Annotated in this window: 21 protein-coding genes; 7 read left to right on the forward strand and 14 right to left on the reverse strand. The window is 65.5% G+C overall.

The window, feature by feature from the left end; genetic code table 11:
* Positions 1 to 129: 129 nt before the first annotated feature.
* Entirely contained in the window at positions 130 to 924 is a 795-nt protein-coding gene (locus ABIB95_RS25665) for a transglycosylase SLT domain-containing protein (RefSeq protein WP_166096371.1), read from the reverse strand.
* 346 nt (positions 925 to 1,270) lie between these two features.
* Here ABIB95_RS25665 and ABIB95_RS25670 point away from each other — a divergent pair, with 346 nt between their 5' ends.
* Positions 1,271 to 1,777, forward strand: a complete 507-nt coding sequence (locus ABIB95_RS25670) for a hypothetical protein (RefSeq protein ID WP_071914417.1) — start codon at positions 1,271 to 1,273, stop codon at positions 1,775 to 1,777.
* Between the two features lie 68 nt (positions 1,778 to 1,845).
* On the opposite strand, the gene ABIB95_RS47410 is transcribed toward ABIB95_RS25670, so the two are convergent.
* Together ABIB95_RS47410 and ABIB95_RS25675 are read right to left on the reverse strand one after the other, a co-directional pair.
* On the reverse strand, positions 1,846 to 2,109 hold the full coding sequence (locus ABIB95_RS47410; RefSeq protein ID WP_502917870.1) for a GCG_CRPN prefix-to-repeats domain-containing protein: 264 nt from the start codon (positions 2,107 to 2,109) through the stop codon (positions 1,846 to 1,848).
* A 161-nt stretch (positions 2,110 to 2,270) separates the two neighbouring features.
* Positions 2,271 to 3,317, reverse strand: coding sequence for a prolipoprotein diacylglyceryl transferase (locus ABIB95_RS25675; RefSeq protein WP_354243667.1), 1,047 nt, complete (start codon positions 3,315 to 3,317; stop codon positions 2,271 to 2,273).
* Positions 3,318 to 3,806: 489 nt separating this feature from the next.
* On the opposite strand from ABIB95_RS25675, the gene ABIB95_RS25680 reads away from it, so the two are divergent.
* Positions 3,807 to 4,103, forward strand: coding sequence for a hypothetical protein (locus tag ABIB95_RS25680; protein WP_063983569.1), 297 nt, complete (start codon positions 3,807 to 3,809; stop codon positions 4,101 to 4,103).
* Positions 4,104 to 4,203: 100 nt separating this feature from the next.
* Positions 4,204 to 4,401, forward strand: coding sequence for a hypothetical protein (locus ABIB95_RS25685; RefSeq protein ID WP_014495617.1), 198 nt, complete (start codon positions 4,204 to 4,206; stop codon positions 4,399 to 4,401).
* Between the two features lie 229 nt (positions 4,402 to 4,630).
* On the opposite strand, the gene ABIB95_RS25690 is transcribed toward ABIB95_RS25685, so the two are convergent.
* From ABIB95_RS25690 to ABIB95_RS25705, 4 genes are all read right to left on the reverse strand, one after another.
* Entirely contained in the window at positions 4,631 to 5,323 is a 693-nt protein-coding gene (locus ABIB95_RS25690) for a phasin family protein (protein WP_354243177.1), read from the reverse strand.
* 143 nt (positions 5,324 to 5,466) lie between these two features.
* Positions 5,467 to 5,640 carry a hypothetical protein gene (locus tag ABIB95_RS25695; RefSeq protein WP_166096372.1) on the reverse strand — a complete coding sequence of 58 codons (174 nt, stop codon included), beginning with the start codon at positions 5,638 to 5,640 and terminating at the stop codon, positions 5,467 to 5,469.
* Positions 5,641 to 5,678: 38 nt separating this feature from the next.
* The gene (locus ABIB95_RS25700) at positions 5,679 to 5,972 is read right to left on the reverse strand and encodes a hypothetical protein (RefSeq protein WP_354243180.1); all 294 of its coding nucleotides are present in this window, start codon (positions 5,970 to 5,972) and stop codon (positions 5,679 to 5,681) included.
* A gap of 501 nt (positions 5,973 to 6,473) precedes the next feature.
* Positions 6,474 to 10,241 carry a vitamin B12-dependent ribonucleotide reductase gene (locus ABIB95_RS25705; RefSeq protein ID WP_354243184.1) on the reverse strand — a complete coding sequence of 1,256 codons (3,768 nt, stop codon included), beginning with the start codon at positions 10,239 to 10,241 and terminating at the stop codon, positions 6,474 to 6,476.
* 746 nt (positions 10,242 to 10,987) lie between these two features.
* On the opposite strand from ABIB95_RS25705, the gene ABIB95_RS25710 reads away from it, so the two are divergent.
* Positions 10,988 to 11,884, forward strand: a complete 897-nt coding sequence (locus ABIB95_RS25710) for a DMT family transporter (RefSeq protein WP_283018732.1) — start codon at positions 10,988 to 10,990, stop codon at positions 11,882 to 11,884.
* 15 nt (positions 11,885 to 11,899) lie between these two features.
* Here ABIB95_RS25710 and ABIB95_RS25715 read toward each other — a convergent pair whose 3' ends face one another.
* The 4 genes from ABIB95_RS25715 to ABIB95_RS25730 all read right to left on the reverse strand — a co-directional run bounded on the left by ABIB95_RS25715 (position 11,900) and on the right by ABIB95_RS25730 (position 20,132).
* Positions 11,900 to 16,261 (reverse strand): autotransporter domain-containing protein, encoded by a 4,362-nt coding sequence (locus ABIB95_RS25715; RefSeq protein WP_354243187.1) that lies wholly within the window; start codon positions 16,259 to 16,261, stop codon positions 11,900 to 11,902.
* Positions 16,262 to 16,596: 335 nt separating this feature from the next.
* On the reverse strand, positions 16,597 to 18,855 hold the full coding sequence (locus tag ABIB95_RS25720; protein WP_354243190.1) for a CHASE3 domain-containing protein: 2,259 nt from the start codon (positions 18,853 to 18,855) through the stop codon (positions 16,597 to 16,599).
* Positions 18,852 to 19,265, reverse strand: coding sequence for a response regulator (locus ABIB95_RS25725; RefSeq protein WP_028148724.1), 414 nt, complete (start codon positions 19,263 to 19,265; stop codon positions 18,852 to 18,854). Before ABIB95_RS25725 ends, ABIB95_RS25720 begins: the two co-directional genes overlap by 4 nt.
* 246 nt (positions 19,266 to 19,511) lie before the next feature.
* On the reverse strand, positions 19,512 to 20,132 hold the full coding sequence (locus ABIB95_RS25730; protein ID WP_354243193.1) for a BA14K family protein: 621 nt from the start codon (positions 20,130 to 20,132) through the stop codon (positions 19,512 to 19,514).
* A gap of 240 nt (positions 20,133 to 20,372) precedes the next feature.
* Here ABIB95_RS25730 and ABIB95_RS25735 point away from each other — a divergent pair, with 240 nt between their 5' ends.
* Positions 20,373 to 20,780 carry an NADH:ubiquinone oxidoreductase subunit NDUFA12 gene (locus tag ABIB95_RS25735; protein ID WP_028148726.1) on the forward strand — a complete coding sequence of 136 codons (408 nt, stop codon included), beginning with the start codon at positions 20,373 to 20,375 and terminating at the stop codon, positions 20,778 to 20,780.
* 355 nt (positions 20,781 to 21,135) lie between these two features.
* On the opposite strand, the gene ABIB95_RS25740 is transcribed toward ABIB95_RS25735, so the two are convergent.
* Both ABIB95_RS25740 and ABIB95_RS25745 read right to left on the reverse strand, forming a co-directional pair.
* Positions 21,136 to 21,783, reverse strand: coding sequence for a glutathione S-transferase family protein (locus tag ABIB95_RS25740; protein ID WP_354243196.1), 648 nt, complete (start codon positions 21,781 to 21,783; stop codon positions 21,136 to 21,138).
* A 178-nt stretch (positions 21,784 to 21,961) separates the two neighbouring features.
* Complete coding sequence (locus ABIB95_RS25745; RefSeq protein ID WP_085401104.1) at positions 21,962 to 22,645, reverse strand: DJ-1/PfpI family protein; 684 nt, start codon at positions 22,643 to 22,645, stop codon at positions 21,962 to 21,964.
* Positions 22,646 to 22,739: 94 nt separating this feature from the next.
* On the opposite strand from ABIB95_RS25745, the gene ABIB95_RS25750 reads away from it, so the two are divergent.
* Positions 22,740 to 23,681, forward strand: coding sequence for a GlxA family transcriptional regulator (locus tag ABIB95_RS25750; protein ID WP_085401111.1), 942 nt, complete (start codon positions 22,740 to 22,742; stop codon positions 23,679 to 23,681).
* Between the two features lie 35 nt (positions 23,682 to 23,716).
* Positions 23,717 to 24,511 carry a methyltransferase domain-containing protein gene (locus ABIB95_RS25755; protein ID WP_354243201.1) on the forward strand — a complete coding sequence of 265 codons (795 nt, stop codon included), beginning with the start codon at positions 23,717 to 23,719 and terminating at the stop codon, positions 24,509 to 24,511.
* 7 nt (positions 24,512 to 24,518) lie between these two features.
* Here the strand turns inward: ABIB95_RS25755 and ABIB95_RS25760 are convergent, their stop codons facing one another.
* The gene (locus tag ABIB95_RS25760; RefSeq protein ID WP_354243204.1) at positions 24,519 to 25,526 is read right to left on the reverse strand and encodes a Na+-dependent transporter; all 1,008 of its coding nucleotides are present in this window, start codon (positions 25,524 to 25,526) and stop codon (positions 24,519 to 24,521) included.
* Between the last annotated feature and the right edge of the window lie 8 nt (positions 25,527 to 25,534).

Below are 25,534 nucleotides of genomic sequence, written 5' to 3' on the forward strand. Positions count from 1 at the left end.
CTCTCGAATCATCTCAAAGTCGTTCTCGCAAAACAACTTTCGCTGATTCGGCGCCTCGATGCGCTCGATCCGTGTGAGATATCCGGGCTAGGCCGGTGCACTGCGCTTCGCGCTGCAGGCAAACCCACCCTACGGGTCATCCGCCGATAGTCGCAGGAACTGCCGCTTCATCGCGTTGACCCTGGCGATATAGCTTGCAACCGAGTGATCGCCGCAGCGTTCGTCGGCGATCATCTGAAACTTGCGGCGCGCGTAGGCTGTGGCGGGACCGGCGCCGCAGAGATGGATGAAGGCGGCCAGATCCTGCTTCTGCTCGCGGCTTGCCTTCACATCGCCCGCGCGGGCGAGAACGTCAGCCACGTTGCGGTCCAGGTACACCGATGCAAGCTCGATGGCGTGGCTCGGGATCGCGCGGCTATAGAGGCCAGTGAACCCGCAGCCGGTCTCCGTGACCGCGTTGCCGCGGACACAGAACCGTGCGGCGTCGGCGAAGGCTGGATCGGTCATCTGGTAGAGGCCGACGGCGCTGGAGGCGGGCCGGTAGATCGCGAGCGGATTGAGGCTCAATCGCCAGCGCCAGTAGGTGCGCGCCACCGGATTGCCCGAACTCTCGACCTGCGCCAGCGCCGCCAGCAATTCCGGCGTGATCGTCGCGGTGGAAAAGCTTCGGAACAGCGGCCCGTATTGCCGCCAGTTCTCGGCCGGTTCCTTGTCCAGCGCGTTGCCGACAAGGACGAACAGCTCGGTCGGCTTGCGGATGACGTGATAGACGATGTTCACAAGCGCTGCGACCGCAAGCAGGATCGCCACGCTACCCGCGATCCGAACCACGCTCGGTGCGCGCGCGAACCTCTTTCGCACCCACCGGGCGCCCCGCCGGACGCTGCGAAGGCGGGGGAGGCGGCTCTTGCTTTTCCTTGGCATGGGTCTGGTGGAAGCGCGTGGATGAGTTGAGGCTTTGCGAAATCCATCACCTGACGAAGTTGATGGGGATCGATCCGCTCCACCCATCCTATGGATCGTGTGGGGGTATCACTGCAACGATTCGTCCCGATCCTCTGAGAGTTGGGGGCACCGTCGCCGCAATTCGAACCGCGACTAGGAGAGGTTGAGCGCTGATGACATCCATCATCGCTGCGTGCCGCGGCGGCAACTGCACAAAAATGGCAAAGCTGCGACTGTCAACTGCATATCTGATTAGAAGGTCGCTTATCCACGTAATACACTCAGTGCCGTTTGGGGTACGGGGAGCGTATTGGGAGGGTCAATCATGGCAAGTGTCGAACAATTGCGCAGACGTGAAGGCGTAAACTTGGTCCAGCTCGAGGCGGACATTGCATCGGTGCGCACGGGAAGCTCGATTGCTTCAATTGCGCTGCCCGATTACGTCGAGCACACCGAGGGGGTCACGCGCGTGGGCGCGCTCAGTGCAGAGGCGGTCATTCGTGACTATGAGTCCGCTGCGAAAGAGATCGAGGCCATGGGCGCCGAGCTGATCGATGCCGCGCGAAAATGCGAGGCGCTGACAGCCCAGGTCCATGATGCGATCGCCTTCATGCGCGAGACGGCAGCGGGGTATCGCGACGAGGGGCGGAAGATCTTCAAACGCATCGAGGAATGCGCGCTCTTCACGGAAGACGTCCGCAAGACGTGCGAGCAGGTCAAGCGCAGGATGAAGGACGTCTCGGTCGGCGAGTACTGCAGCGAGGAGCTTGCGACGGAAGAGCTCGAGCCGACCGGGATCGAAGCCAAGGTGTCGGTGTGCGAGGTACGGTGAGGCGGGCGTAGAGCGTCGTTCGCAGGATGGGCTGAGCGCTCGCGCGCCCCCATCCTGCGGGCTGGGCTTCAAAGCCAATCGCGCGTCGACGGGAAACAAGCCCGTTTGCGAGAGTCCCAGACGTAATCTGAACCGCCGCAAGGCGGACGCGCACGCGACGTGGCCGGACATTGATTCCAGACCCGCGCACCCGTTGCCCAGCCATCGACCACGCACGCGCCGGAAACGGTGGCGTGGCAACCGGTGCCGCAGCCGTCTGCGGCGCTGGCCGCGCAGACTGCAAACAGAAGCATCATTGGGGTCAACAGGGCGCGTGAAAGGTGCCTGGTCATGGGCTTGCTCCTTCATGCCGAGGCCCGTCGTGACGTCGCACAGATCTGGCCGAGGGCCTGCCGGCCGATCACCGCCCAGCATAGCACCAAGGTTCTTGGCACCAACGGTCTTGGCACCAAGGCTCTTGGCACCAAGCCTCTTGGCCGAGAACGCTGACGGCTTACCAATCCGGATCGTAGGGGTCGGCCATATAGGGCGGGGGCATCCAGCGTCCTCGCGGCGGCGGTGGCCTGGGCCGCCGGGGTGCCGCCGCTTGCACGTGCGGCCGTGCAGGCGCAGCCGTCTCGTTGCTCGTCGCGCTCCGCACGACCGGTTTCGCGGGTGCAGGCGCGGCTGACGTCGTCAGTTGCGTTTGCAGCGCCTGGACCTGTGCGGCGAGGCGCGCATTGTCCGCGGCATCCTTCTCCTGCGCCGCCTTGAGCTGTTGAATGGTGTCGGCCTGCTCGCGCAGCGTCTGCTCGTTGCGGCTTTTCAGTTGCTCGAGCTTTCCGTTGATGCTCGCAAGCTCGCTGGTGATGGTCTTGAGCGATTGCGCGAGATCGGACGATGACGGATCAGGCGCCGTGGCGCCGGTTCTTGGCGCGTCAGGTCTTGCAGCGTCAGGTTTTGGAGCCTCAGCTCTTGGAGCGTCAGTTCTTGGAGCGCTTTCCGTTTCCTTGCCGAGCGGCGGCGCGGGCACCGGACTGGGCCCATCCGCGGCAGCCAGTTGCACGGCCGGCGGTTGCGCCGGACTTTCGACCACGGACGCTCGCGCGGGTTCGCTCGCGGCCGGCGGAGCCCATCGCGCCATGATGGACCTGGTCATCGACTTGGCCTCATCGCGATATTGCGAAGCGAAGGCGGCGCCGAGAAGGCCGATCGCCAACACGAGGCCAACCAGGGCACACAGCATGGTCCGATCTCCCTTCAGGCCTTGATTGCCCACCTTGCTAACCGGTGCCGGCACCTTGTCCTTGGGACCCTCGGCTGCCTTCGCTCCGGCGCTGGCCTGCGAGGTCCGCGGGGCTTCGTTGCCGCGTTCCATTCCGGAAACCAGCCGGTCCAGCCGCGCAAGGTCTTGCTCTGCGCTCTTGATCTGGTCATAAGCCCGCGCCAGCCCGCCATCGGCGCGCACCTCGTCCGGCTTGGCGGCCTCAGGCTTTTGGGCCTCAGGCTTGTCGGTATCAGGCTTGGGGTCGTTCGCTTCAGGCACCGATGCGCGCTCCATCCAGTCGGGCGTCAATGGGAGTGCGGCAGTCCGATCGTCGGAAGGATAGGCCTCACCGTTGTCCAACACAACGCGCGAGCGAAGGAGAAATTATGGCGGGCTACGGTTGCTGAAGCAGCCGGGCGCTGCTCCCCGGGGCATCCCTGCGACGTGCTGTGCTATCGCGGGAGGAAGCGCCATGAGGGTCTCCACCGCGACACTCGCTCTGCTTCTTTCAGGTCCGGCCGCGGCCCCAGGAGTGCCAGACATGCTCAATGGCCGACGCCTGCATGATGGAGTACGTTAAGACGACGTCGGAGGCCCAAAAGGCCACCAAGCAAGCCATCCGGGATTGGAAGCAGAATCTGGACAGAAAGGCCTCCGCAGAATTGTCCAGCAGGGGCATACTCGCATTGCAAGACGCCATGGAGGCGCAGGTTCGTACGGAGCTGGAGCGCCTGAAGGAGTCCCGGCGAAGATCAGGTAGGGAGGGGCGCAAAGGAGGATCCAATGAAATCGCTTCTGCTGCTCACGGCGAGCGGTCCGCTGCTCATTCTCACCTCGCACCAGTCCCTGGACGACCAGAAGCTCCTTGGGGTGCTCAGGCAAAAAGGCATCGGCAAGTTCGTCGCGTTCGAGGTTCCCTTGTCGCTCGCCAGAGAGCGCTACGGCGGGCACTTTCACGCGGTCGAAAGCAATCTGCACGAGACCGATGATTTGAGAGTGCTCGACTTCAACGGCCAGCGGGTCTTTCAGCTCTTTCATTTCGAAGAGCTCGGTTCACCGATCCTGGTAGAGCGGTCGTGATCCGGTTTTGTTCGGCGGCGAAAGGGGATGTGTCGAGCAGGGCTGTTCCGAAGGGACGCCGATTGAGGTACGGTGAAAGCCTGGACCCGTGGAGTCTGCCATGACGTCATATACTGTCGGGTTGAAGCTCGGGGTGCGTGCCAAGGTGCTCACGATCGAAGCCGAGGACGCATTGGTCGCGGCGCTGAAGATCAAGCTCGAGAACCCCGAGGCACTCGTCACCTACGTTCGCAAGTCAAATCGGCGCGGCGATCGTCGCCACCCGCACGAAGTGCAGCGGGCCAAGACAACCGGCTAAAGCGCGATGAGATTGGGATGAATCGTCATCGCGCTTTAGGTTGTTGTTTGAGCATGATCTTTTCGGAAAACCGCTTCGCACTTTTCCGGATCATGCGTTAGCCGATGCCGAGACCGCGGCAGGTAGCCCGGATTTCGCTTCCGCCTTCGCTCTTCGAGCTACGGCGGACAAGTCGCTCCATCCGGGCTACGCTCGCTCCCCCCCGCTGTGTCGGAATACGCAGTTGTCGTTAGTGACGTGTCGCGCGAATTTCGAGCGTCGTCTGGGTGAGCTTGGCCACGAATCCCTCAAAATGCATGACCCTTTGTCTGGTCAATTGTCCATGCAACTCAGCGATCTTCTGGGATTCGGCAATCAACGATCCGCACACCTGTTTCGCGTACTCCATCTGAAGCTCAAAGGCCTCGACGGGTGAGCGCGCCGCCGCGAGCTTTCCCAGGAAGTTCCAGGCGTGCTCAAGCGACGTCCTCGTGTAGTCGCTATAGGCATCGGCAATCGCCTGCGGACTGGCCTGGGAGGGTTCCACCGGTGCGACGGGCGCGCTTGCAGCGATCTCCATCCCGGAAGCCTCGCCCGGCAAGGCTGCAGCCGAGGGTACCTGAGCACTGATCTCTCGGCTCGTCTCTTGCCTTATCTCTTGCTCGGCCTCTTGCCTGTTCTCTTGCTTGTTCTCTTGCTTAGTCTCTTGGCTGATCTCCGCCGAGGCATCCGGCAGTTGATGGGCGGCAGCTGCGTGTTGCTCGCCGGCCCTGGTCCGTTGCCCGGCCTTCTTCTTCGCGCCGCGCCGGCCGGATTTTCCCGTTGTCTTATTTTCGCCCGCACTCAACATTGCAAATAACTCCTGAATATCGCTGAAGCCGCAAGCCTCCGTCGTGTTTGCGCTGAAATCGCGATTGTGGGTTGTCGCTTGCGTGGCGGCCATGTGGTGAGATTTTGCCGGGCATCGGCAAGGCGCAATTCGCGGGTGACGGCCTGGACTGCTTCGCAGAGCCCGTCATCGGGCCGCGCTCCGCGCGGACCCGGTGGCTCGCAATGACGGGCGTCCTGGTCCTCGCGCGTTCGTCGTCACCCGAACAGGGCGACATAGACCACGTAGAGCCAGCCCAAGATGCCGTGGATGATCGCCCACAGGATCGAATGATTGTTGGTGTAGGAGATTGCGATGGCGAGTGCGGAGCCAAAACCCACGCCGTATTTGGCGCCCTCGACCCGAACCCCGTAGTAGCGATTGCCGTTCATGGCGGTCCTTCCTGCGGGCCACGCTTGCTCATCACGCCTTATAAAAGTCTTCCGCCAATTGTGAAATGGCACACAGACGGCAGCCCTCGGGTCTGCTTCTTTAGCACCGACGCTATACCCTCGTGCGCTTGCTCGGCGATGCGCACCGGCGGGTCGGCATTTGGCAATTTCGGGATGATCGCTATGGGCGTTTTTAATCGCACGGCCATGCTTTGCAGCTCTTTCATCGTGTCCACCATGAGCGGGTGAACCGAGAGATTTTCGCGTGCGCGCAACGGCGCGTGCAGGGATTTTTCTTGAGGCCCCGCCGGTGACGGACGGGGCCTTTCCATTTTTCATGTCAGCCCACGACTGCCCGGCGGTGCCTTCGCGAAGAAGGATGCAGGGTCATGTGGGAGTATTTTGGACCCGATTTCGCTTTTGACGTGGTGAAGGGATTTGTCGCCGGCGTTGCCTCCATGGCGTTTCAGGTCGTGGCGCCGCGGGCGTTTCATGCCGCGAAGCGATTTCGCGCGCACTGGGTTGCCAGAAAAGACGCAAGACAAGCCGCAAGGCAAGCACGCCGCAACGCGCCGGCGAATGAGGAGCCGTGAGGTCTCGCAGGATGGGTGGAGCGAACGCTCCACCCGTCCTACAGCGTACTAAGCGGCACCGATATTTTTGCGGGCGGTAGCTCTATAGGATTGGTGAACTGCAGAGGCCACGCTCTGTGACGATCGGCTCCACTCATGAGGTGCCCGCAGAGGTTGTTGTCCAAAGTCAAAGAAAGCCGCTCTCTCGAGCGGCTTTCCGTGGTGTCGTCGTTTAGAAACCGGGAAGGAGAGCGCTCATGCTCACGAACACCCGGTCGTGCTGCCGCAAGTATCGCACTTCATGCACGTGCCATTTCGCACCAGCGTGAAGTTGCCGCACTCGCTGCACATCTCGCCTTCGTAGCCCTTGGCCTTGGCTTCCGCGCGGCGCTCTGCCTTGGAGGGGACGAGTGTCTGTGCGGTGCTGCCGGCCTTGCTCCACTGGAGCGCCTCGAGCTTCTCCGTCGGCGAGAGGTCGTGGCTGGCTTCCTGCTTCAGGGCGACGGCGCCTTCGATGGCATCGCCGGCGCGGGCCGAGGTGCCGTGCGAGGCGAGAGCGGTGACCTTGCTGCCGCCGGTCGGGGCGCTGTCGTTGCCCTGGGCGACCGCGGCGGAGCCGCCGCGCATCACGACGAGGTTGTCGGTGCGGGAGCGGGTGAGGCCGCGCGAGACCAGCTTGGTCGCGTGCTGGGTCTCGTCCGGCTCCTTGCCTTCCTCGACGCCCTTGCCGAGCGCGTCGAAGTTCGACTCGGTCGGATCGACATGGGCGAGGTCGAAGCGCGACATGTAGCTCACCGCGAGCTCGCGGAAGACATAGTCGAGGATCGAGGTCGCGTACTTGATGCTGTCGTTGCCCTGCACGGGGCCCGCCGGCTCGAAGCGGGTGAAGGTGAAGGCGTCGACATATTCGTCGAGCGGCACGCCGTACTGGAGGCCCAGCGACACCGCGATGGCGAAGTTGTTGATGAAGGAGCGCAGCGCCGCACCTTCCTTGTGCATGTCGATGAAGATCTCGCCGAGACGGCCGTCGTCATATTCGCCGGTCCGGAGATAGACTTTATGTCCGCCGACGACCGCCTTCTGGGTGTAGCCCTTGCGGCGATCCGGCATCTTCTCGCGCTCGCGCATCACGATGATCCGCTCGACCAGCTTCTCGACGATCTTTTCCGAGACCTGGGTGGCACGCGCCGCCATCGGCTTCTCGTAGAGGCTCTCGACCGCGTCCTCCTCGTCCTCATCGTCGGCGATGAGCTGCGAGTTGAGCGGCTGGGAGAGCTTGGAGCCGTCGCGATAGAGCGCGTTGGCCTTCAGCGCGAGCTTCCACGACAGCATGTAGGCGGACTTGCAGTCCTCCACCGTGGCGTCGTTCGGCATGTTGATGGTCTTGGAGATCGCACCCGAGATGAAGGGCTGGGCCGCCGCCATCATGCGGATGTGGCTCTCGACCGACAGATAGCGCTTGCCGATCTTGCCGCAGGGATTGGCGCAGTCGAACACCGAATAGTGCTCGGCCTTCAGGTGCGGAGCACCTTCCACCGTCATCGCGCCGCAGATGTGGACGTTGGCCGCCTCGATCTCGCGCTTGGTGAAGCCGACAGCCTGAAGCAGGTCGAAGCCGGGGGCCGCGATCGCCTCGGCACCGATGCCGAGCTGGTCGCGGATGAAATCCTCGCCAAAGGTCCACTTGTTGAAGGCGAACTTGATGTCGAAGGCGGTCGGCAGGGCCTTTTCGACCTTGGCGATGGCTTCATCGGTAAAGCCCTTGGCCTTCAGCGTCGAGGCGTTGATGGCCGGCGCGTTGGAGAGCGAGCCGTGGCCGACGGCGTAGGCCTCGATCTCCGCGATCTCGCTCTCGCGATAGCCGAGCGCGCGCAGCGCCGCGGGGACCGCGCGGTTGATGATCTTGAAGTAGCCGCCGCCGGCGAGCTTCTTGAATTTGACCAGCGCGAAGTCGGGCTCGATGCCGGTGGTGTCGCAATCCATGACGAGGCCGATCGTGCCGGTCGGCGCGATCACCGTGGTCTGGGCGTTGCGATAGCCGTGCTTCTCGCCGAGCTCGAGCGCCGCATCCCAGGCGGCCTGCGCGTGGCTGACGAGGTCAGCCTGCGGGCAGGACACGAGGTCCATCGGCACCGGGTTCACCGAGAGCGCCTCGTAGCCGTTGGACTGGCCGTGGGCGGCGCGGCGGTGGTTGCGGATGACGCGCAGCATGTGCGCGGCGTTCTTCTTGTAGCCCGGGAAGGTGCCGAGCTCGGCCGCCATCTCCGCCGAGGTCTTGTAGGTGATGCCGGTCATCACAGCGGTGAGGGCGCCGCAGAGCGCGCGGCCTTCCTTGCTGTCATAGGACAGGCCCATGGTCATCAGCAGGCCGCCGATGTTGGCGTAGCCGAGGCCGAGCGTGCGGAACTCGTAGGAGAGTTCGGCGATCGCGCGCGACGGGAACTGCGCCATCATCACGGAGATTTCGAGCACGATGGTCCAGAGCTGGCAGAGGTGCTCGTAGCCGGCGACGTCGAACTGCTTGGTCTCGGTGTTGTAGAAGGTCAGCAGGTTGGCGGAGGCGAGGTTGCACGCCGTGTCGTCCAGGAACATGTATTCCGAGCACGGATTGGACGCGCGGATGTCGCCGGACGCCTTGCAGGTGTGCCAGTCGTTCATGGTGGTGTTGAAGTGCAGGCCCGGGTCGGCCGACGCCCAGGCGGCGTAGCCGATCTTCTCCCAGAGGTCGCGCGCCTTCAGCGTCTTGGTGATCTTCTTGGTGGTGCGTCCGACGAGATTCCAGTCGCCATCCGTTTCCACGGCGCGGAGGAAGTCGTCCTTCAGCGAGACCGAGTTGTTGGAGTTCTGGCCCGACACCGTGAGGTAGGCTTCCGAATCCCAGTCGGTGTCATAGACGTCGAACTGGATGTCCTTGTAGCCCTGCTTGGCGAACTGCATCACGCGCTTGATGTAATTGTCAGGCACGAGGCTGCGGCGCGCGAGCTTGATCTCGCGGCGGAGCGCCGGGTTCTTCTCGGGATCGAAGCAATCGTCGCCCGAGCCTTCGCAGTTCACGCAGGCCTTCAGCACCGCCTTGAGGTGCTTCTGGTTGATCTTGGAGCCGGTGACGAGAGCGGCGACCTTCTGCTCCTCCTTCACCTTCCAGTCGATATAGGTCTCGATGTCGGGGTGATCGACGTCGACGACGACCATCTTGGCCGCGCGGCGCGTGGTGCCGCCCGACTTGATCGCGCCGGCTGCGCGGTCGCCGATCTTGAGGAAGCTCATCAGGCCGCTCGAGCGGCCGCCGCCGGAGAGCTTCTCGCCTTCGCCGCGCAGGCGCGAGAAGTTGGAGCCGGTGCCGGAGCCATACTTGAACAGGCGGGCTTCGCGGACCCAGAGGTCCATGATGCCGCCCTCGTTGACGAGGTCGTCACCGACGCCCTGGATGAAGCAGGCGTGCGGCTGCGGGTGCTCGTAGGCGGACTTGGACTTGGTCAGCTTGCCGGTGAAGGGGTCGACGTAATAATGGCCCTGGCCGGGGCCGTCGATGCCATAGGCCCAGTGCAGGCCGGTGTTGAACCATTGCGGCGAGTTCGGCGCGACCATCTGCATGGCGAGCATGTAGCGGATCTCGTCATAGAAGGTCTGGGCGTCCTCGTCGGAGGAGAAGTAGTTGCCCTTCCAGCCCCAATAGGTCCAGCAGCCGGCCAGCCGATCGAACACCTGCTTGGCCGAGAGCTCGCTGACGAAGCGCTCTTTCTCGGGGAGAGCGGCGAGCGCCTCGGTGTCGGGCACGGAGCGCCACAGGAAGGAGGGGACGGACTCCTCCTCGACCTTCTTCAGGCGCGCGGCGACGCCGGCCTTGCGGAAATACTTCTGGGCGAGCACGTCGGAGGCGACCTGCGACCAGTCGGTCGGCACCTCGACGTTCTCAAGCTTGAACACGACCGAGCCGTCGGGATTCCGGATCTCCGACGTGGTCAGCCGGAAATCGATCCCGGCGTAAGGTGACTGTCCCGAAGTGGTGTGGCGCCGCTCAATCCGCATGGTCTTGCCCCGTCCTTTTATCTGCCGGACTGCCTCCGCAAGGCGCCCGGGTCGCTATTTCGGTTCGCGATTCCTCCGAGGGCCTCATCGGCCCAAAGGCTTCGCAGTTCAGCCGGTGGATCCGGCCCAGTTTCTCCCGGCGCGATGGTTCTCATCCGCCGGCATGTCCACACCCATCCGCCCCCAAGGGGATGTGCGCGACATGCGTTCAACGCCCCACACGCCACTTCAACCAATGCCATCCGAGCCTGTTGCCGGCCCGTTCTGGCGCCCGAAAGGTCTGCATTTCGAGGGCAGACAAGCCCTCATCCGCGGCCTTTGGCTGGCTTGGCGGAGTGACGATTTGCGAGACCCTTTGGGGGAGTGCCGGCGGGACGCAAACTCACTCGCGCCGAACGGACCGAAAGCTAGGACTCTCCGTTGCGCCCGTCAAGAACTAGTGCGAGTTCCTGAATCAAATACTAAATATGGTGGATTGCGGGGGATAACAGGGGGCAAGCCCGCGCCTGTTGTTGAGCCAAGTATCAGTGAGTCCTCAGGGATTCCCAACCAAAAAAATTTGCATCCCGTGACGATATGGACCCTTCACCCCGCTGTTCACAGGGCAGGTATATTTTTCGGGACCGGGGTTGCCTCAGCGGGACTCACGTAGGGCTACGGAAGGTGAGGGCAGGCATGCCCGCCGGGGTGGTGGTGGCGCGCGCGAATCCGCGCCAAGCTGACCGCGATTTCGCCGGGTACCCCACATGCTTGATTCGACTCGCCGGGATGCGCGACCGCGCATCGCCCCGGCCGGCCTGATGTTCCTCGCCATCACCTCGATCGGCTGGGGCTTCAACTGGCCGGTGACGAAGTTCCTGCTGTCCGAGCTGCCGCCGCTGACACTGCGCGGGGTGACCGGCGTGCTGGGCGCGGTGCTGCTCGCCGCCCTCGCGCTGATCCGCCGGCAGAGCCTCAAGGTGGGGCCGGGGATCTGGCCGCGCTTACTGACCGCCGCCGTCCTCAACGTCACCGGCTGGATGGTGCTGATGGGCCTGGCGCTGCTCTGGCTGCCGGCCAGCGAGGCGGCGCTGATCGCCTACACCATGCCGGTCTGGGCCTCGCTGATCGCCTGGCCGGTGCTGGGCGAGCGGCCGACCGTGCTGCGCACGCTGGGGCTGGTGATGGCCTTCGTCGGCTTGGCCTCGATCATGGGCGGCAATGGCTTTGCGGCGAGCGTGGAGAAGCTGCCTGGAATCATCATGGCGCTGGGCGGCGCGATCGGCTTCGCCGTCGGCACGGTGTTCTCGAAGAAGTACCCGATCCACCTGCCGCCGATCACGGCTGCGGCCTGGCAGATCGGGATCGGCTGCCTGCCGATCTCGATCATCGGCCTCTTGGTCGAGACCACGCATCTTTCGCTGGTGACGCCGGTCGGCTGGTGGCTGCTGGTCTATTCGACTGTAGTGCAGTTCTGCATCGCCTATGTCAGCTGGTTCGCAGCACTGGCGCGCCTGCCGGCGTCGGTCGCCGCGATCGGCACCATGGCGGTGCCTGTCATTGGCGTGGTCGCCTCCGCGCTGGCGCTGGGCGAGCCGTTGGGGCCGGGCCAGATCGCCGCGCTGATCTTTACGCTCGCCGCCGTGGTGCTGGCGACGCGGTAGATCGAGAACCAGGCATCACCATGCGTAGCGGATCGCGCCCTTGCCGGCGTAGCTTTGCGTGACATTCGAGAACTCGCCCTCGAACGTCGCGGCGGCAGACCAGCCGTTGGTCCATTGCCATTCGGCCGAGGCCGTGGTCAGCGCGGAGTCGGACGCCTGCGCCGCACCGTTGACGACGAAGCTTGCGCCCGGCAGCGACTGGAAGGTCGGGGCAATCGAACGATCCGGATTAAAATCATGCGCCCATGCAAGGCGGCCGCGCAGCGTGACGATGCCATTCTGCATGGCGAATGATTTGTCGGTGCGAATGCCGAGCTCGCTGCGCGTGTCGGTCACGCTCTTGGCGGCATAGGTCTGTGCAAACAACAGCGAACCGGCGACGACACTTTCGGCATAGGCCGGCAGGTCGAACGTGGTGAATTGCCCTGCGGCGTAAGGGGTGATGCCGAGACCGCCCAGCGTCGGCATGACGAAGCGGTGGCCACTCTCCACGCGACCCGAATACGCATTCGCATTGAACTCGGCGCGCAGGTGGTCGATGCCGGCGACCGTGACGATGCGGTTGGTCGTGATGTCCTGCCAGCCATAAGCCAGCGCAGCAGTGATGTAGGCCGCACCGATGTTATGGCGAACGAAGGCGCCGGCCTGGAACAGGTCGGAGCTGCCATAGCCGAGGCCGTTGACGTTGAAGCCGGTGCGGCCGCCCGCCAGCGCAAATCCCGCGAGCGTGTCCGGCGAGACCCGATAGTCCGCACCGACCGCGATGCCGTAGATGCTGCTCGCGCTGTTGTTCGAGCCGATGATGGCGTTGCCGGCCGTGGTCTGCGACCCGCCGAAGCCGGCGGTCCACACGCTCCAGCGTTGTTCGAAGGTCGGCGCTGCCAGCGCCTTGGTGTACATCGCCGCATACGCGTTGCGCTCACCATCCGTTCGACCGCGTGCCGCGGGGGCCGAACTCTCCTCGGCATACGCATTCGGCGTGCCGGCAGCACTGACGGGAGCGCTGCGACCGGCGATGAAGGGATCCGTCATCACGCCGATGAACTGGTTCATCGCGTTGAACGTCGTCTGCTGAGAGCCGGTGGCGCTCTCGCCGGAGACCTGGGTCAAGCCGGCGGGACTGAGTCCGAAGAAGCCCATCGGAAGGCCGCCGTAATTGTTGAAGGCGTAGGTCAGCGCGTTGGCGACGTTCTGCTGGTTGACGTTGAGGCCGGTGTAATTGGTGAAGGCGGCCGTCAGGTTCAGATAGGCGTTGTTGGCGTCATAGCTCAGCGTATCGCTCGCGCCTGTCGGCAGTCCGACATTGGTGATGCCCGCGAACGTCGTGCCGCCACGTCCGCCGGCCGCGGTCAGGATCGTGTATGTCTTCGAGACATAGCTGCCGGGCAGGAAATTCGCGACCACGGTCGCGCCTGTCAACGTCGCCGCGCCCATGACATTGGCGAAGCTCGACGTCGATGGATTGACCGCAACGACGTAGAGCGCGCCCGATTGGAAGGCCAGATTGCCGGCGACCATCGTCGACGTCCCGGGCGTGTTGACGGCTCCAGGCATGAACGTGCCACCGGCATTGATCGTCGCTGCGCCGATAGTGCCCGTGCCGCCAAGCGTGCCGCCGGCGTTCACGGTCATGGTCGAATTGGCCAGCGAGCCGTTCACCAGCAGCGTGCCGGCGGCGATCGACCACGGCAATGCAGCGCTATTGGTGCCGCTTAGCGTCCAGGTCGAAGCGCCCGTCTTCTCGAAGCTCGCGAAGCCCCGATACTGCGCAGCGGCGCCGATCAGCGAAACGTCGAAAGAAGCAGTGGGGTTGGTGTTGCCGCCGAACTGCAAGGCGCCGTTGCCCGTCTGATCGACGACGTTGCCGCTGAAGCTGTAGCCGGCCTGAAGCTGCAGCGTGTTGGTGCCGCCGGTGAAGGTGATGGCGTTGGCACGCGTGACGCCGTCGCCGGCGAGACCGCCGGAAATCGATCCGCTGTTGATGATGCTGAGATTGGTGCCGATGACGCCGGCGCCGCCTGGACCGACCGCTCCGGAGACCCCGGCGGTGACGGTGCTGCTGCCGGAGCTACCGCTCGCGCCGGCGCTGCCGCTCACGCCGGAGAAGCCGTTCGTCCCCGTGGTGCCGTTCGTGCCGCCGCTGGCGGCCAAGGCCCCGGCACCGCCGACGCCGCCGGAGCCGCCGACACCACCGCTGCCAGCGCTGCCCGCGGTGCCGCCGAGGCCACCGCTGCCCGCGGCCCCGGCGATGCCGCCATTGCCGCCGGTGATCGTGCCGCGATTGATCAGCGTGCCGCCGTTGGAGAAGGCGGCGCCAACGCCGCCGGTGCCACCATAGCCGCCATTGCCGCCGCGGCTCGAGGCGCTGCCACCGTTGCCGGCATTGCCGCCGGCACCGCCAAATCCGCCGGTCCCGCCGTTGCCGCCATTGCCGCCATCGGTCGAGCCGACCACGTTGACGCCAGCGGTGCCGTTGCCGCCAGCGCCGCCAACGCCGCCGACACCGCCGTTGCCCGCATTGCCACCGGCGCCGCCGTTGCCGCCACTGCCTGCGGTGCCGCCGCGGCCGCCATCGCCGCCGGTGATGATGCCTTGATTGGTCAGCGTGCCACCGTTTGAAATGGTCGCGCCGGCGCCGCCGGCGCCGCCATGACCACCTACGCCGGCATTGCCGGCGCTTCCCCCGCTCCCGCCGTTGCCACCCATTCCGCCGGCGGCGCCGCTGCCGCCGCTGCCGCCAGCGACGGCCGGGAGAAGGGCACTTGCGCCAGCACCGCCGGTACCCGCTGTGCCGGCGTCACTGCCGTTGCCCCCGGCGGCGCCGTTGCCGGCATTGCCGCCGGAGCCGCCAATCCCGCCGGCGCCACCAGCGATGTTGCCCGAAACTGTAACGGTCCCGCCGTTCGTAAACTGAACACCATCGCCGCCGCTGGATCCGCTACCACCAATGCCGCCATTTCCGCCGGCGCCACCATTCCCGCCGTTGCCGCCCGCGCCACCAACCAGACCGTTGTTGCCATTGAGAAAGCCGGAGCCGGAGGACCCGTTGGTGCCGTTGTCACCTGTGCCGCCGGCGCCGCCAGTCCCGCTCGCGCCGCCATTGGCGCCGTTGCCCCCAACGCCGCCATTGCCACCGGCGCCTCCCATGATCGTTTGGGAAATTGCGAGCGTGCCGCCGCTCGTCACCTGCACACCAACGCCACCGCCGGCACCATTGGCGCCATCGCCTGCGTGGGTGCTGGCGCTGCCGCCAGTGCCACCATTGCCGCCGCGCCCGCCGGCTACGCCGAGTCCGATGCTGGATCCTGCGTTGCCGCCGTTGCCGGCCATGCCGCCGGCGCCGCCTGCACCGCCAGCGCCACCGCTGCCGCCGGTACCTGCCGTGACGCTTTGCAGAATCGTCACGGTGCCGCCACCCGTGACCTGGATGCCATCGCCACCGCTGCCGCCGATCGCGCCGTTGCCGCCGGCACCAACCCCGCTATTGCCGCCGTTTCCACCGGTCCCGCCATCGAGCGCGCCGAGAACATTGGCGCCGGAAGCGCCCGCACCACCGCTCCCGCCGTGACCCGCGGTACCGCCGCGCCCGCCGCTGCCGCCATCGCCGCCGGCGACCGTTTGCTGGACCGTCGTGGTGCCTGCGCTGGTGACCTGCACGGCGGTGCCGCCATTGCCGCCGCCGCCGGCAGCGCCCCCGCTGCCGAGGACGTCGCCACCGGTCCCGCCGGCAACACCTGCGACGCCCAGGGAGAGGGCGCTGGCTCCGTTGCCACCAATCCCACCGGCGCCGCCATTGCCACCGACCCCACCCGCGCCGCCGGTCACCGCTATCGAAAGCGTGGTGCCGCCGACGCTGACCTGCACGCCGGCGCCACCCGCACCACCGCCGCCACCGATGCCGCTGCTGCCCGTTCCCGCGCTGGCATCAAGGCCACCAATGACAGCAGAACCATCGGCGCCGCTCGCGCTGGCGCCGCCGTGACCGCCAGCGCCACCCGCTCCACCGGAGCCGGCACCGAGCGCACCTTCGCCGCCACCGCCGCCGCCACCGCCACTACCCGCAGTCAGGGCTGAGTTGCCGTTGCCGCCATTGCCGCCGTTGCCACCGGCAACGCTGCCGCCGTCACCGCCAAGTCCGCCGTCGCCGCCCGAGGTCGCCGTGCCCCCGGAGCCTCCGGTTCCGCCTGCGGCAGCGCCGCCGCCGCCGCCCGCGCCTTGTCCGGTCGCGTTGTCACCGCCATTCCCACCGTTAGGAGAGGCGCTGGTACCGGCCGCGCCACCGCCGCCGCCCGTGCCATTGCCACCGGCTCCGCCAGCGCCGCCGTCGGCGCGCACCGACACGATCGTCAGCGCCAGTGCGACAGCCGTGCTCGCCAACAATGTAGGGAGCCTGAAACGGCGCCGGGTCGGACAAGAACCAATTCTCGATTCAATTATCAATTGTATTACCGGCAGCCTTGGCACCGACCCGCAGGCCATTCCGAGGTGAAATCCTCAGAAACAGACCGCAACATATTCGCTCGCCGAAGCGGCTCAACGAGAATGGTCTTGCCTGCCAGGAATACCGTTTGATTTCGGTCGCCTGTCACCCGGAAACAACATCGACACCCGCCGCGAGACCGCGGATGACGTCAGCGAGCATTCGTAATTCAGTGCAGTTCTCAGTCAGCGCACAGACAATCCGCGCGCTTTCGAAGCCGTGAGAAAATGCTCTAGCCTGCCGGCATCCCGCCGCCGTTCAGCGCCTTCCTGATCATCTCGGCGAGCTGGTTGCGGCGGTAGGGCTTTGTCAGCAGGAGCACGCCGTCGTCGAGCTTGCCGTGGTGGACGATGGCGTTGTCGGTGTAGCCGGAGGTGTAGAGCACCCTCACACCCGGCCGGCGCTTGGCCACCTCTTCGGCGAGCTCGCGCCCGCTCATGCCGCCGGGGATGACGACGTCGGTGAACAGGAGGTCGAAGTCCTGGCCGGCCTCGATCATGTCCAGCGCGGCCCGGCTGTCGGGCGCGGCGACCGTGTCGTAGCCGAGGCTCTGCAGCTGCGCGGTGACGAAGTTGCGCACCAGCGTGTCGTCCTCGACCACGAAAATGGTCTCGGCGCCGCCTTCGGCCTGCGGCGCCACTGGGGCCGCCGCGTCTGTCATGCCGTCGCCCGGCGGCAGATAGAGCTTGATCGTGGTGCCGTGGCCTTCCTCGCTGTAGATCTTGATGTGGCCGCCGGATTGCTTGACGAAGCCATAGACCATCGAGAGGCCGAGGCCCGAGCCCTTGCCGACCTCCTTGGTGGTGAAGAACGGCTCGAAGGCCTTCAGCTGGATGTCCGCCGTCATGCCGGTGCCGGTGTCGCTGACCGCGAGCATCACGTAGGGGCCGGGCTGCACCTCCGCGTGGGCCTGCGCATAGGCCTCGTCGAGCACGACATGGTGGGTCTCGAGCAGCAGCTTGCCGCCGTTCGGCATGGCGTCGCGGGCGTTGATCGCCATGTTGAGCACGGCATTGGTGAGGCGGGACGGATCGATGTGCGCGGTCATCGGTCCCTGTTCCAGCACGGTCTCGATCTGGATCTGCTCGCCGAGGGTGGGGCGCAGCAGCTTGGCGATATCGGCGATCGCGCCGTTGATCTCGACATTGCGCGGCTGGAGCGGCTGCCTTCGTGCAAAGGCGAGCAGATGCTGGATCAGCTCGGCGCACCGCTCGGCGGCATCGTCGATCAGCCGCGCCACGCGCTGGAGCTCAGGCTGCTGCTTCAGGCTCGCCACCAGCGTCTCGGTATTGCCGGAGATCACCGTCAGCATGTTGTTGAAGTCGTGCGCGACGCCGCCGGTCAGCTTGCCGATCGCATCCAGCTTCTGCGACTGGTGCAGCTGCCGCTCGGTTTCGCGCGACGTGGTCGCGTCGTGATAGACCAGCACGGCGCCGGAGACGTTGCCTTGTCCGTCGCGCATCGGCCGGCCGCTGATCATCAGATGGCGGGGATCGTTGCCGTTATGCGGACGGACGATCATCTCCAGATTCTCGAACTGCTCGCCGCGCAGCACGCGCGTCGAGGGCAGTTCGTCAGCCCTGAGCGGCGTGACGCCGTCGCCGTGAAACACGTCGGACAGGGCGCGCAGATTGCGCAGGCTCATGCCGGCGCGATGCAGCAAGATGCGCTCCGCGGCCGGATTGGACAGAAGGACAGTGCCCTCGGCGTCGATCACCAGCACAGCCTCGGCCATGCTGTGGAACGTGCTCTGGAGCACGTTCACCGACAGCCGCAGCTCGTCATGCGCGTTGACGAGATGCTCGGTGCGCTCGGCGACGGCCGCCTCGAGTTGCTCCTTCGCCGCCGTGGTCTCCAGCAGCGTGCTCTTCAGCGCGACCGTGGTGCGCTGGCTCTCGCGCATCAGCATCGCGACCAGCAGCAGGATCACCAGCGCGCCGATCACGTCGATGCCGAGCAAGACGATGCCGGTGCGGCGGGAACTTAGGGCGCGCGCGGCGAGCAATCGCTCTTCCTCCGCGCTCAGCTGATCGAGATTGCCCATCACCGTGTCCATCAGGCCGCGGCCCTCGCCCTTGCCCTGGAGCGCGGCAACGCCGGCCTGGTCGTTCTCGGCGCGCAGGCGCATCACCTCTGCGGCGATCTCGACCCGTCGCAGCGCCAGCGGCTCGGTGCCCTCGATGAGCGCGACCTGATCGGGATTGTCACGCAGGCTGCGCTTGAGGTCGGCGAGCGCCGGCGCGAGCTGGGCGTGCACCGCCTGAAACTCGTCGCTGAAGCTCGGGTTGCGATAGATCTCGTAGCCGCGCGCGGCGCTCTCGGCGTGGCGCATCAGCACGCGCAGATCGGAGATCTTCTTCTGCGTCTCGATGGTGTGATTGACCCAGGCGGCATCGTACCGCGACTTGACGTCGAGTCCAATCGAGGCGGCGGTGATGATCAGGAGGATTGCAAGTCCAGCACCGAGAATGACGCGCTGCGTTGGGATCAAGGGGCTTCTTTCTTGTCCTTCGGCTGCGCGGCCTCGCCGAGGCATTCCCGGATCGTGGTCAGGAGCGCGTCCGGCGTGAACGGCTTGCGCAGGCAGCGTGTCGCGCCGAGTTCCAGTGCCATGCGGAGGAAATCGGGGGAGGGCGACGCAGACGAGGCGAAGGCGTAGCCGGACATCGCGATCAGAGGGATCGCCGGGGCGCGCTCGTGAAAGATGCGGATGGATTCGAAGCCGCGCATGTGCGGCATGAAGATGTCGACCAGCATCACGTCAAACGTCTGCGCTTCGAGCGCAGCCAGCCCTGTCTCGCCGCCGTCAGCCATCGTGACATCGAAGCCCTGACGTTGGAGCAGGACCTCGATGGTCGCGCCGACCATCGGATCGTCATCTACCACGAGGATACGCGGCATGACATTTCCCAGTAGATCGAAGTCCCAACATTCATCGGTGATATAGGCGAATCGCGGGACGGGTCAATTTGGGATTGGATCATTGTAGATATGCACGGTGCGGTGAATAAAGGTCCCTCGCGCTCGCGTGCATAGTTCCTCCCGCGCGATGCGCGGGCTGCGCGCGAAACAGGCGATGAGCGCGCGACAAACGAAAGAGGCGCCGCACCGATGCGACGCCTCTTCCTTCAAGCGTTGTCGATCTGCTTACGGGCAGGGATGACGCTGGCCGTCATAGCCGAGATACGTGCCCGAGGCCGGATCGTAGGATCTGTATCGCTGCGCGCAATAAGCCGACGAGTCACCACCGCTATCCGGCACCACTGGGACCGACGGTTCGTCATAATAGCTGTCGTCGCCATAGTAGTAGGGATCGTTGTAGTACCCGCCACCGTAGTAGGCGTAGGAGCCGAGCCCGCCGATCGCAGCACCGGCTGCGACGCCCGGCCAGAAACCGCCGTCGTGACGACGCCAGCCGCCACCGTGCCAGTTGCCACCGCCGCCGCGCCAGTTGTTACCCGCGACTGCGAGGGGACGGCCGCCGCCACCACTAAACGTGGCTCCTGCGGTCGGACGCATGGCTAGGCCGGCGCTCGGGCGCATGGCTCCGGCTGCGAAATTGCCGCCGCCGCCACCGAACCGCGCGCCGCCAAAGCTGCCGCCGCCCATGCGGGCGCCGCCACCGCCGAAATGGGCGCCGCCGCCACCGCCAAAATGACCACCGCCGCCACCGCCGTGGCCGCCACGGCCCTGGGCGAAGCTCGGCGTCGCCAACGGAAGGACCAACGCGACCGCTGCCGCGGCGCTCAAAATTCTCAGACTTTTCATGTTCAAACTCCTTATTCCCTGAAGCAAACCTCTTGAAGGGCCCGCGGTTCCAGGGTTCACGCCGGTGTGCGCGTGTGGCGCAGGTTTCCATGCGGCCGCTGTACCCGGCATGAACGGATCGCGTCCGATTTGCGGCAGGGCTTACGCCGGGCATTTTGCGGGGGCACGGCCGTCCCCGCGGAACTGGACATTTCGCCGCCCGGATGGCATCAGGGCCTCACGAAGCAGGGCCCTAGCCGTATGAAACAGTTCTTCCTCAAGTTCTTCACCTGGTGGAGTGGCCAGACCTTTGGCACCCAGCTCTGGACCAAGCGGTACGGCGAGCTGGTCGGCCAGGACGAGCAGGGAAACCGCTATTATCGGACCCGCGGCGGGGCGATCGATCCGACGCTCGGATTCGAGCGGCGCTGGGTCATCTATAACGGCTACGCCGAAGCGAGCCGCATTCCGACGGGTTGGCACGGCTGGATGCATCACGTCGTCGATGTGCCGCCGACCGAAGAGAACTACCAGCCGCGCGAATGGCAAAAGCCGCACCAGCCGAACCCCACCGGCACGCCGAACGCCTATCGGCCCTCCGGCTCGACGCTTGCCAGCGGCAAGCGTCCCAAGGCGACCGGCGACTACCAGCCCTGGACGCCTGGCTAGCTTTCCGATCTCCGTCCGAATCCTTGCCGTGGGGGAGGATGCACCAGCATCCGCCTCACCTTGCTGTGGACAGCGGGAACAGCGGGGACAGCGCCTGCGCGGGCGTTGCAGCTACGCGAGCGATGCGGCTCAATGGTCCCATCTTACGGAGATGGGAGACCATCGCGTTCGGTTCGGGCAACAGTTCGCGACTGTCCCGAGATGCAGCGGCCGCCGACCAGGACTCGATCGGGAGATAGGCCCCCGGTCTGGAAGTTCGAAATCGCCCGATGGAATGTGCAGCCGCCGTAAGACAGGAAAGGCCGCTTGGGAAACCGAGCGGCCTTTTTCTTTGATCTGTTGCGCTGCTCGCTTCTCAGAGATGGAGCGTCGGTGAGTTGCCGACTGGCATCATCTCATAGGGCGGCTTCCAGCCCGGCAGTTCGGCGACACGCCGGCGCCAGGCATCAATCGCCGGGAAAGTCACGGCGAGATCGAAGCCCGTCTCCTCGGTCGGATAGTACAGATAGCCCAACATTGAGAAATCGACGATCGTCGGCCGATCGCCCAGCATGAAGCTGCGGTGGCAGAGGTGTCTGTCGACGATCGAGAAGGCGCTGTCGGTCCGCGCGCGCAAGTAAGCGAGCACAGCGGGATGGGCGGGCTCCGGCATGAAGCAGCGTTGAAACCGGTGCTGGGCAAAGTTCGCGGTGAACTTGTGGTTGTCGAACAGCAGCCAGCGCGTGGCTTCGAACGTCTCCTCGGGCGTCGGACGGAACACGCCGTGAGTCTCGGCGAGCCACAGCAGGATCGCACCGGACTGGCTCATGTGCCGGCCATCGACCTCGAGGACGGGGACTTCGCCCATGACATTGGTTGCGGCCCGCCAGTCAGGCGTGCGGGTCTCGCCGCCGGCGAAGTCGAGGCCGACCGGTTGCCAGTCGACCCCGGCGCAGTTGAGGAATAGCGCGACCTTGAACGAATTGCCGGAAGCTCCGATGCAATGCAGCCGGTATCGCGCCATGGTGAGACCCTCCTGTGCGCACGCGACCGGGAAGCGTCCGTGGGTGTTGGGCGCGATACGGATTGTCGCGACAGGCTCCTGACAGCGTCATGTCAGCAGTGCGGAGCTTCCGGACGATGCTTTGCATTGCCCGGGAAGTGCTGCGCTGCGTTCGGGGCGCGTGAGCAAAGCCTCTGCTCTACACCCGCTCAGCCGCGCGCTTGACCGCCTCGAGGCGGCGGGCCTGGTTTGCGGCGCCGCGCTCTCTCAGCAAGGCCAGCACTTCGGCCGGCGCGGTGTCGGGCGAGCCGGAAGTGAACGGTGGTGCCGGGTTGTATTCGATCTGGAGCTGGATCGCTTCCGCCGTGGTGCGGTCGACCAGGATCGACACCAGCGTCAGCGCGAAATCGATCCCGGCGGTGACGCCACCGCCGGTGACGCGGTTGCGGTCGATGCAGACGCGCGTCTTGGTCGGCGTCGCGCCGAACTGGCCGAGCATCTCCATCGCGCTCCAATGGGTGGCAGCGCGGTAGCCCTTGAGCAGGCCGGCAGCGCCGAGCGCCAGCGCCCCCGTGCAGACCGAGGTGACGTACTTGGCGCCTTCGGCCTGCCTGCGCAGGAAATCCAGCACCTCTTCGTCATTGAGCAGGTCGTTGGTGCCGCCGCCGCCGGGCACGCAGATCACGTCGAGCTGCGGACAGTCGGCGAATGTCGTGGTCGGCGTCAGCGTCAGCACGGAATCGCTCGGCACCGGCTCGATCCGTTTCCAGATCAGGTGCAGCTTCGCGCCGGGGACGGAGGAGAACACCTGCAAGGGACCGGTGAAGTCGAGCTGGGTGACGCGCGGAAACACCAAAAGACCGATCTGGAGCGGTGACGACATGGGCAGGTCCTCCAAAGATGAGCTTGACGGACGCAGCCTCTCATGATGCCATTCCGTCCAAAATGGCGTATTTCCCTCACTTTCGGACATGACCATGATCGGCATCCTGATCTTCCCGGATTTCCAGTTGCTCGATGCGGCCGGCCCGATCTCGGTGTTCGAGATCGCGGCGCGCTGCACGGGCAAGACGACCACCGGAATCCGCGTGCTGGCACTGAACGCGGGGCCCGTGCGCAGCTCGTCCGGCGTGGAAATGATGGCGCGCGACTTCAGGTCGGCGAACGCGATCACCACACTGGTCATCGCGGGTGGCGCAGGCGTGACGGACGCCGCACGCTGCGAGGTCACGCGCGCCTTCGTGCAGCGGTTGGCGCGGCGCGGCGTGCGGGTCGCCAGCGTCTGCTCGGGCGCCTATGTGCTGGCCGAGGCGGGCCTGCTCGATGGACGACGCGCCACCACGCATTGGGGCCGCACACGGGATTTCGTCGCGCGCTATCCCAAGGTGAAGTTCGAGCCGGACCAGATCTTCACGCATGACGGCAATGTGTGGACGTCGGCGGGCATCACCGCGGGTATCGATCTCGCGCTCGCAATGGTCACCGAGGACCATGGCGAGGAGATCGCGCAACAGGCCGCCCGCCAGCTCGTGCTGTATCATCGCCGCAGCGGCGGCCAGTCGCAGTTCTCATCGCTCTTGGAGTTGAAGACGCCGAACGGCCGGTTCGGCGCGCTGCTGTCCTGGGCGCGCGAGAACCTCGACGCCCGGCTGACGGTCGAAGATCTCGCCGATCGTGCCGGCATGAGCGCGCGGCATTTTGCCCGCGCCTTTGCCGCCGAGACCGGCACGACGCCGTCGAAAGCGATCGAGCGCTTGAGGATCGAGGTCGCGCGCGAGCGCGTGCAGTCCTCGCGCGAGGCGATCGAGCTCGTCGCGGAGGCGACCGGATTTGGCGACCCCGAGCGCATGCGGCGCGCCTTCATCCGCGCCTTCGGCCAGCCGCCGCAGGCGCTGCGGCGCGCGGCGCGGGCGGGTTAGGAAATCTCACCTGGCACTCGAGCGTGGAGGCGAAGATGGGCGGGATGGAGTACAGCAACGAGAACGCGAAACGGCTCCAGAGAATCTATCTCACGGGGGACGTGACCGCCCAGCGCGCCGAGACCATTCGGCAGCTCAATCTGTCCGCCGGCGAGAGCGTTCTCGATATCGGATGTGGTCCCGGCTATCTCTGCGAAAGCATGGCGCAGATCGTCGGGCCTGATGGTGCTGTCGTCGGTATCGATGTGTCGACTGACCTGATCGAGGTCTGCAACCGGCAAAAGGCTTCCGACTGGATTTCCTATGCGATCGGCAACGCCACGGAATTGGGTCAATCCCATGCGTCGTTCGATGTCGTCGTGTGCACGCAGGTTGCCGAGTACGTGCCTGACGTTGACCGCGTCCTCGCAGAGACATTTCGCGTGCTCAAGCCAGGGGGCCGCACGATTTTTGTCGCAACCGACTGGGACGCGGTGGTGTGGCATTCCGAAAGCCCGGAACGTATGGCCGCGGTGATGAAATCATGGGAAGCGCACTGCGCTCACCCGCGTCTCCCGAGGTCGATGGCCCACAGATTGGTGAATGCGGGACTTCACCTGGACGGTGCGTCGGTCTTTCCAATCCTGAATTTGCAGTACGATGACGATAGCTACAGCAAGGGGCTGGCCCAGGGCATTCGGGACTTCGTCGCCCGCAGGAACGACGTTTCAGCCGATGATCTCGAAGCATGGCACAGCGATTTCGAGCGTCTCAGCGGGGCGGGACAATACTTCTTCAGCACCAACCGGTATCTCTTCAGGGCCTCAAAGCCAGCCGCGCCGCCGCTATGATTGCGTCCTAGGTCGCCTCGCCCGCGGCTGCCGTGCCTGCGCCATCCGCGCGGGCCACCAGGCGCCGTGCAATCGGCGTCAGCATGTAGGGCGCAAGGTGGATCGGAAACTGCGTCATCGCGAAATAGAGCCAGGTGGTTGGCGGCAGCGCGCCGGCGGTCGCGGCCAGCATCAGGCCCAGATTGCGCTGTGACACCATCAGCCCGAGCGCCAGCGCGCGCTCATAGCCGATGCGGCGGAACAGCAGCGTTGTGACGGCGAGCAGCGTGAAATAGATCGCGAAGGACAGAGCCGCCAGGCCGATCGTGAAGAGCGGCTGGGCCACGAGGTCGCTCACGACATCGCCCATGATCGCGGCCGCGAAGATCAGGAGGATGATGATGTTGAAGCCGTCGATCGGCTTCCTGTGGCGCTGGATCGCTTTTGCGCCGAAGACCCATCGGATCAAGGTTGCGGCCAGCAACGACGCCGCGAGGATGCCGAGCAGCTTCAGGCCGAGCGTCGCCGGCGTGACGCTGAGCATTCCGTCGAGGAATAGGCTTGCGAACAGCGACGCTGTGAAGGGGACCAGCGCGGTGGAGGTCACCAGCGTGACAAGCACGAGCGTGGCATCGAGGCCCATCAGCGCGGCGAGCGCCGGAGACGCCATCATGGGCGAGGCCATGCTCTGGAGCATCAGGGCAACGGAAAGGCCGGGCGAGCGGTCGTTGAGCCCTGTTGCATAGATGATCAGTCCGACGATCAGCGGCACGCCCATCGTAGTCCAGGCGGTTGCGGTCGCAATCAGCGCCGGGCGGCGTAGGTGACCGTACAGCGCCGCGAGATCGACTCGCATGAAGGAGATGCAGAGCAGGACGAGGATCGCTTCGGTGATGTAGGGCCGCAGCAGCGCGCCGAGCGGCGGCACGGCGGCGGCGACGAACACGACCGCCGCGACCCCGCGGGTGCCCTGGCTGCCGAGCCATGTCAGCGCGCGCAGGGGGAGGGCGAAGACGGTTTGAAGAACGAAGGGCATGGGAGGCG

Source organism: Bradyrhizobium sp. LA2.1 (genome assembly GCF_040547725.1).
Taxonomy (GTDB): Bacteria; Pseudomonadota; Alphaproteobacteria; order Rhizobiales; family Xanthobacteraceae; genus Bradyrhizobium; species Bradyrhizobium barranii.

Bases quoted from the DNA above. Each gene is read 5' to 3' on its own strand.
- ABIB95_RS25665 (WP_166096371.1), bottom strand. From the start codon at position 924: ATGCCAAGGAAAAGCAAGAGCCGCCTCCCCCGCCTTCGCAGCGTCCGG.
- ABIB95_RS25670 (WP_071914417.1), top strand. From the start codon at position 1,271: ATGGCAAGTGTCGAACAATTGCGCAGACGTGAAGGCGTAAACTTGGTC.
- ABIB95_RS47410 (WP_502917870.1), bottom strand. From the start codon at position 2,109: ATGACCAGGCACCTTTCACGCGCCCTGTTGACCCCAATGATGCTTCTG.
- ABIB95_RS25675 (WP_354243667.1), bottom strand. From the start codon at position 3,317: ATGGAGCGCGCATCGGTGCCTGAAGCGAACGACCCCAAGCCTGATACC.
- ABIB95_RS25680 (WP_063983569.1), top strand. From the start codon at position 3,807: ATGAAATCGCTTCTGCTGCTCACGGCGAGCGGTCCGCTGCTCATTCTC.
- ABIB95_RS25685 (WP_014495617.1), top strand. From the start codon at position 4,204: ATGACGTCATATACTGTCGGGTTGAAGCTCGGGGTGCGTGCCAAGGTG.
- ABIB95_RS25690 (WP_354243177.1), bottom strand. From the start codon at position 5,323: ATGGCCGCCACGCAAGCGACAACCCACAATCGCGATTTCAGCGCAAAC.
- ABIB95_RS25695 (WP_166096372.1), bottom strand. From the start codon at position 5,640: ATGAACGGCAATCGCTACTACGGGGTTCGGGTCGAGGGCGCCAAATAC.
- ABIB95_RS25700 (WP_354243180.1), bottom strand. From the start codon at position 5,972: ATGGAAAGGCCCCGTCCGTCACCGGCGGGGCCTCAAGAAAAATCCCTG.
- ABIB95_RS25705 (WP_354243184.1), bottom strand. From the start codon at position 10,241: ATGCGGATTGAGCGGCGCCACACCACTTCGGGACAGTCACCTTACGCC.
- ABIB95_RS25710 (WP_283018732.1), top strand. From the start codon at position 10,988: ATGCTTGATTCGACTCGCCGGGATGCGCGACCGCGCATCGCCCCGGCC.
- ABIB95_RS25725 (WP_028148724.1), bottom strand. From the start codon at position 19,265: ATGCCGCGTATCCTCGTGGTAGATGACGATCCGATGGTCGGCGCGACC.
- ABIB95_RS25730 (WP_354243193.1), bottom strand. From the start codon at position 20,132: ATGAAAAGTCTGAGAATTTTGAGCGCCGCGGCAGCGGTCGCGTTGGTC.
- ABIB95_RS25735 (WP_028148726.1), top strand. From the start codon at position 20,373: ATGAAACAGTTCTTCCTCAAGTTCTTCACCTGGTGGAGTGGCCAGACC.
- ABIB95_RS25740 (WP_354243196.1), bottom strand. From the start codon at position 21,783: ATGGCGCGATACCGGCTGCATTGCATCGGAGCTTCCGGCAATTCGTTC.
- ABIB95_RS25745 (WP_085401104.1), bottom strand. From the start codon at position 22,645: ATGTCGTCACCGCTCCAGATCGGTCTTTTGGTGTTTCCGCGCGTCACC.
- ABIB95_RS25750 (WP_085401111.1), top strand. From the start codon at position 22,740: ATGATCGGCATCCTGATCTTCCCGGATTTCCAGTTGCTCGATGCGGCC.
- ABIB95_RS25755 (WP_354243201.1), top strand. From the start codon at position 23,717: ATGGGCGGGATGGAGTACAGCAACGAGAACGCGAAACGGCTCCAGAGA.
- ABIB95_RS25760 (WP_354243204.1), bottom strand. From the start codon at position 25,526: ATGCCCTTCGTTCTTCAAACCGTCTTCGCCCTCCCCCTGCGCGCGCTG.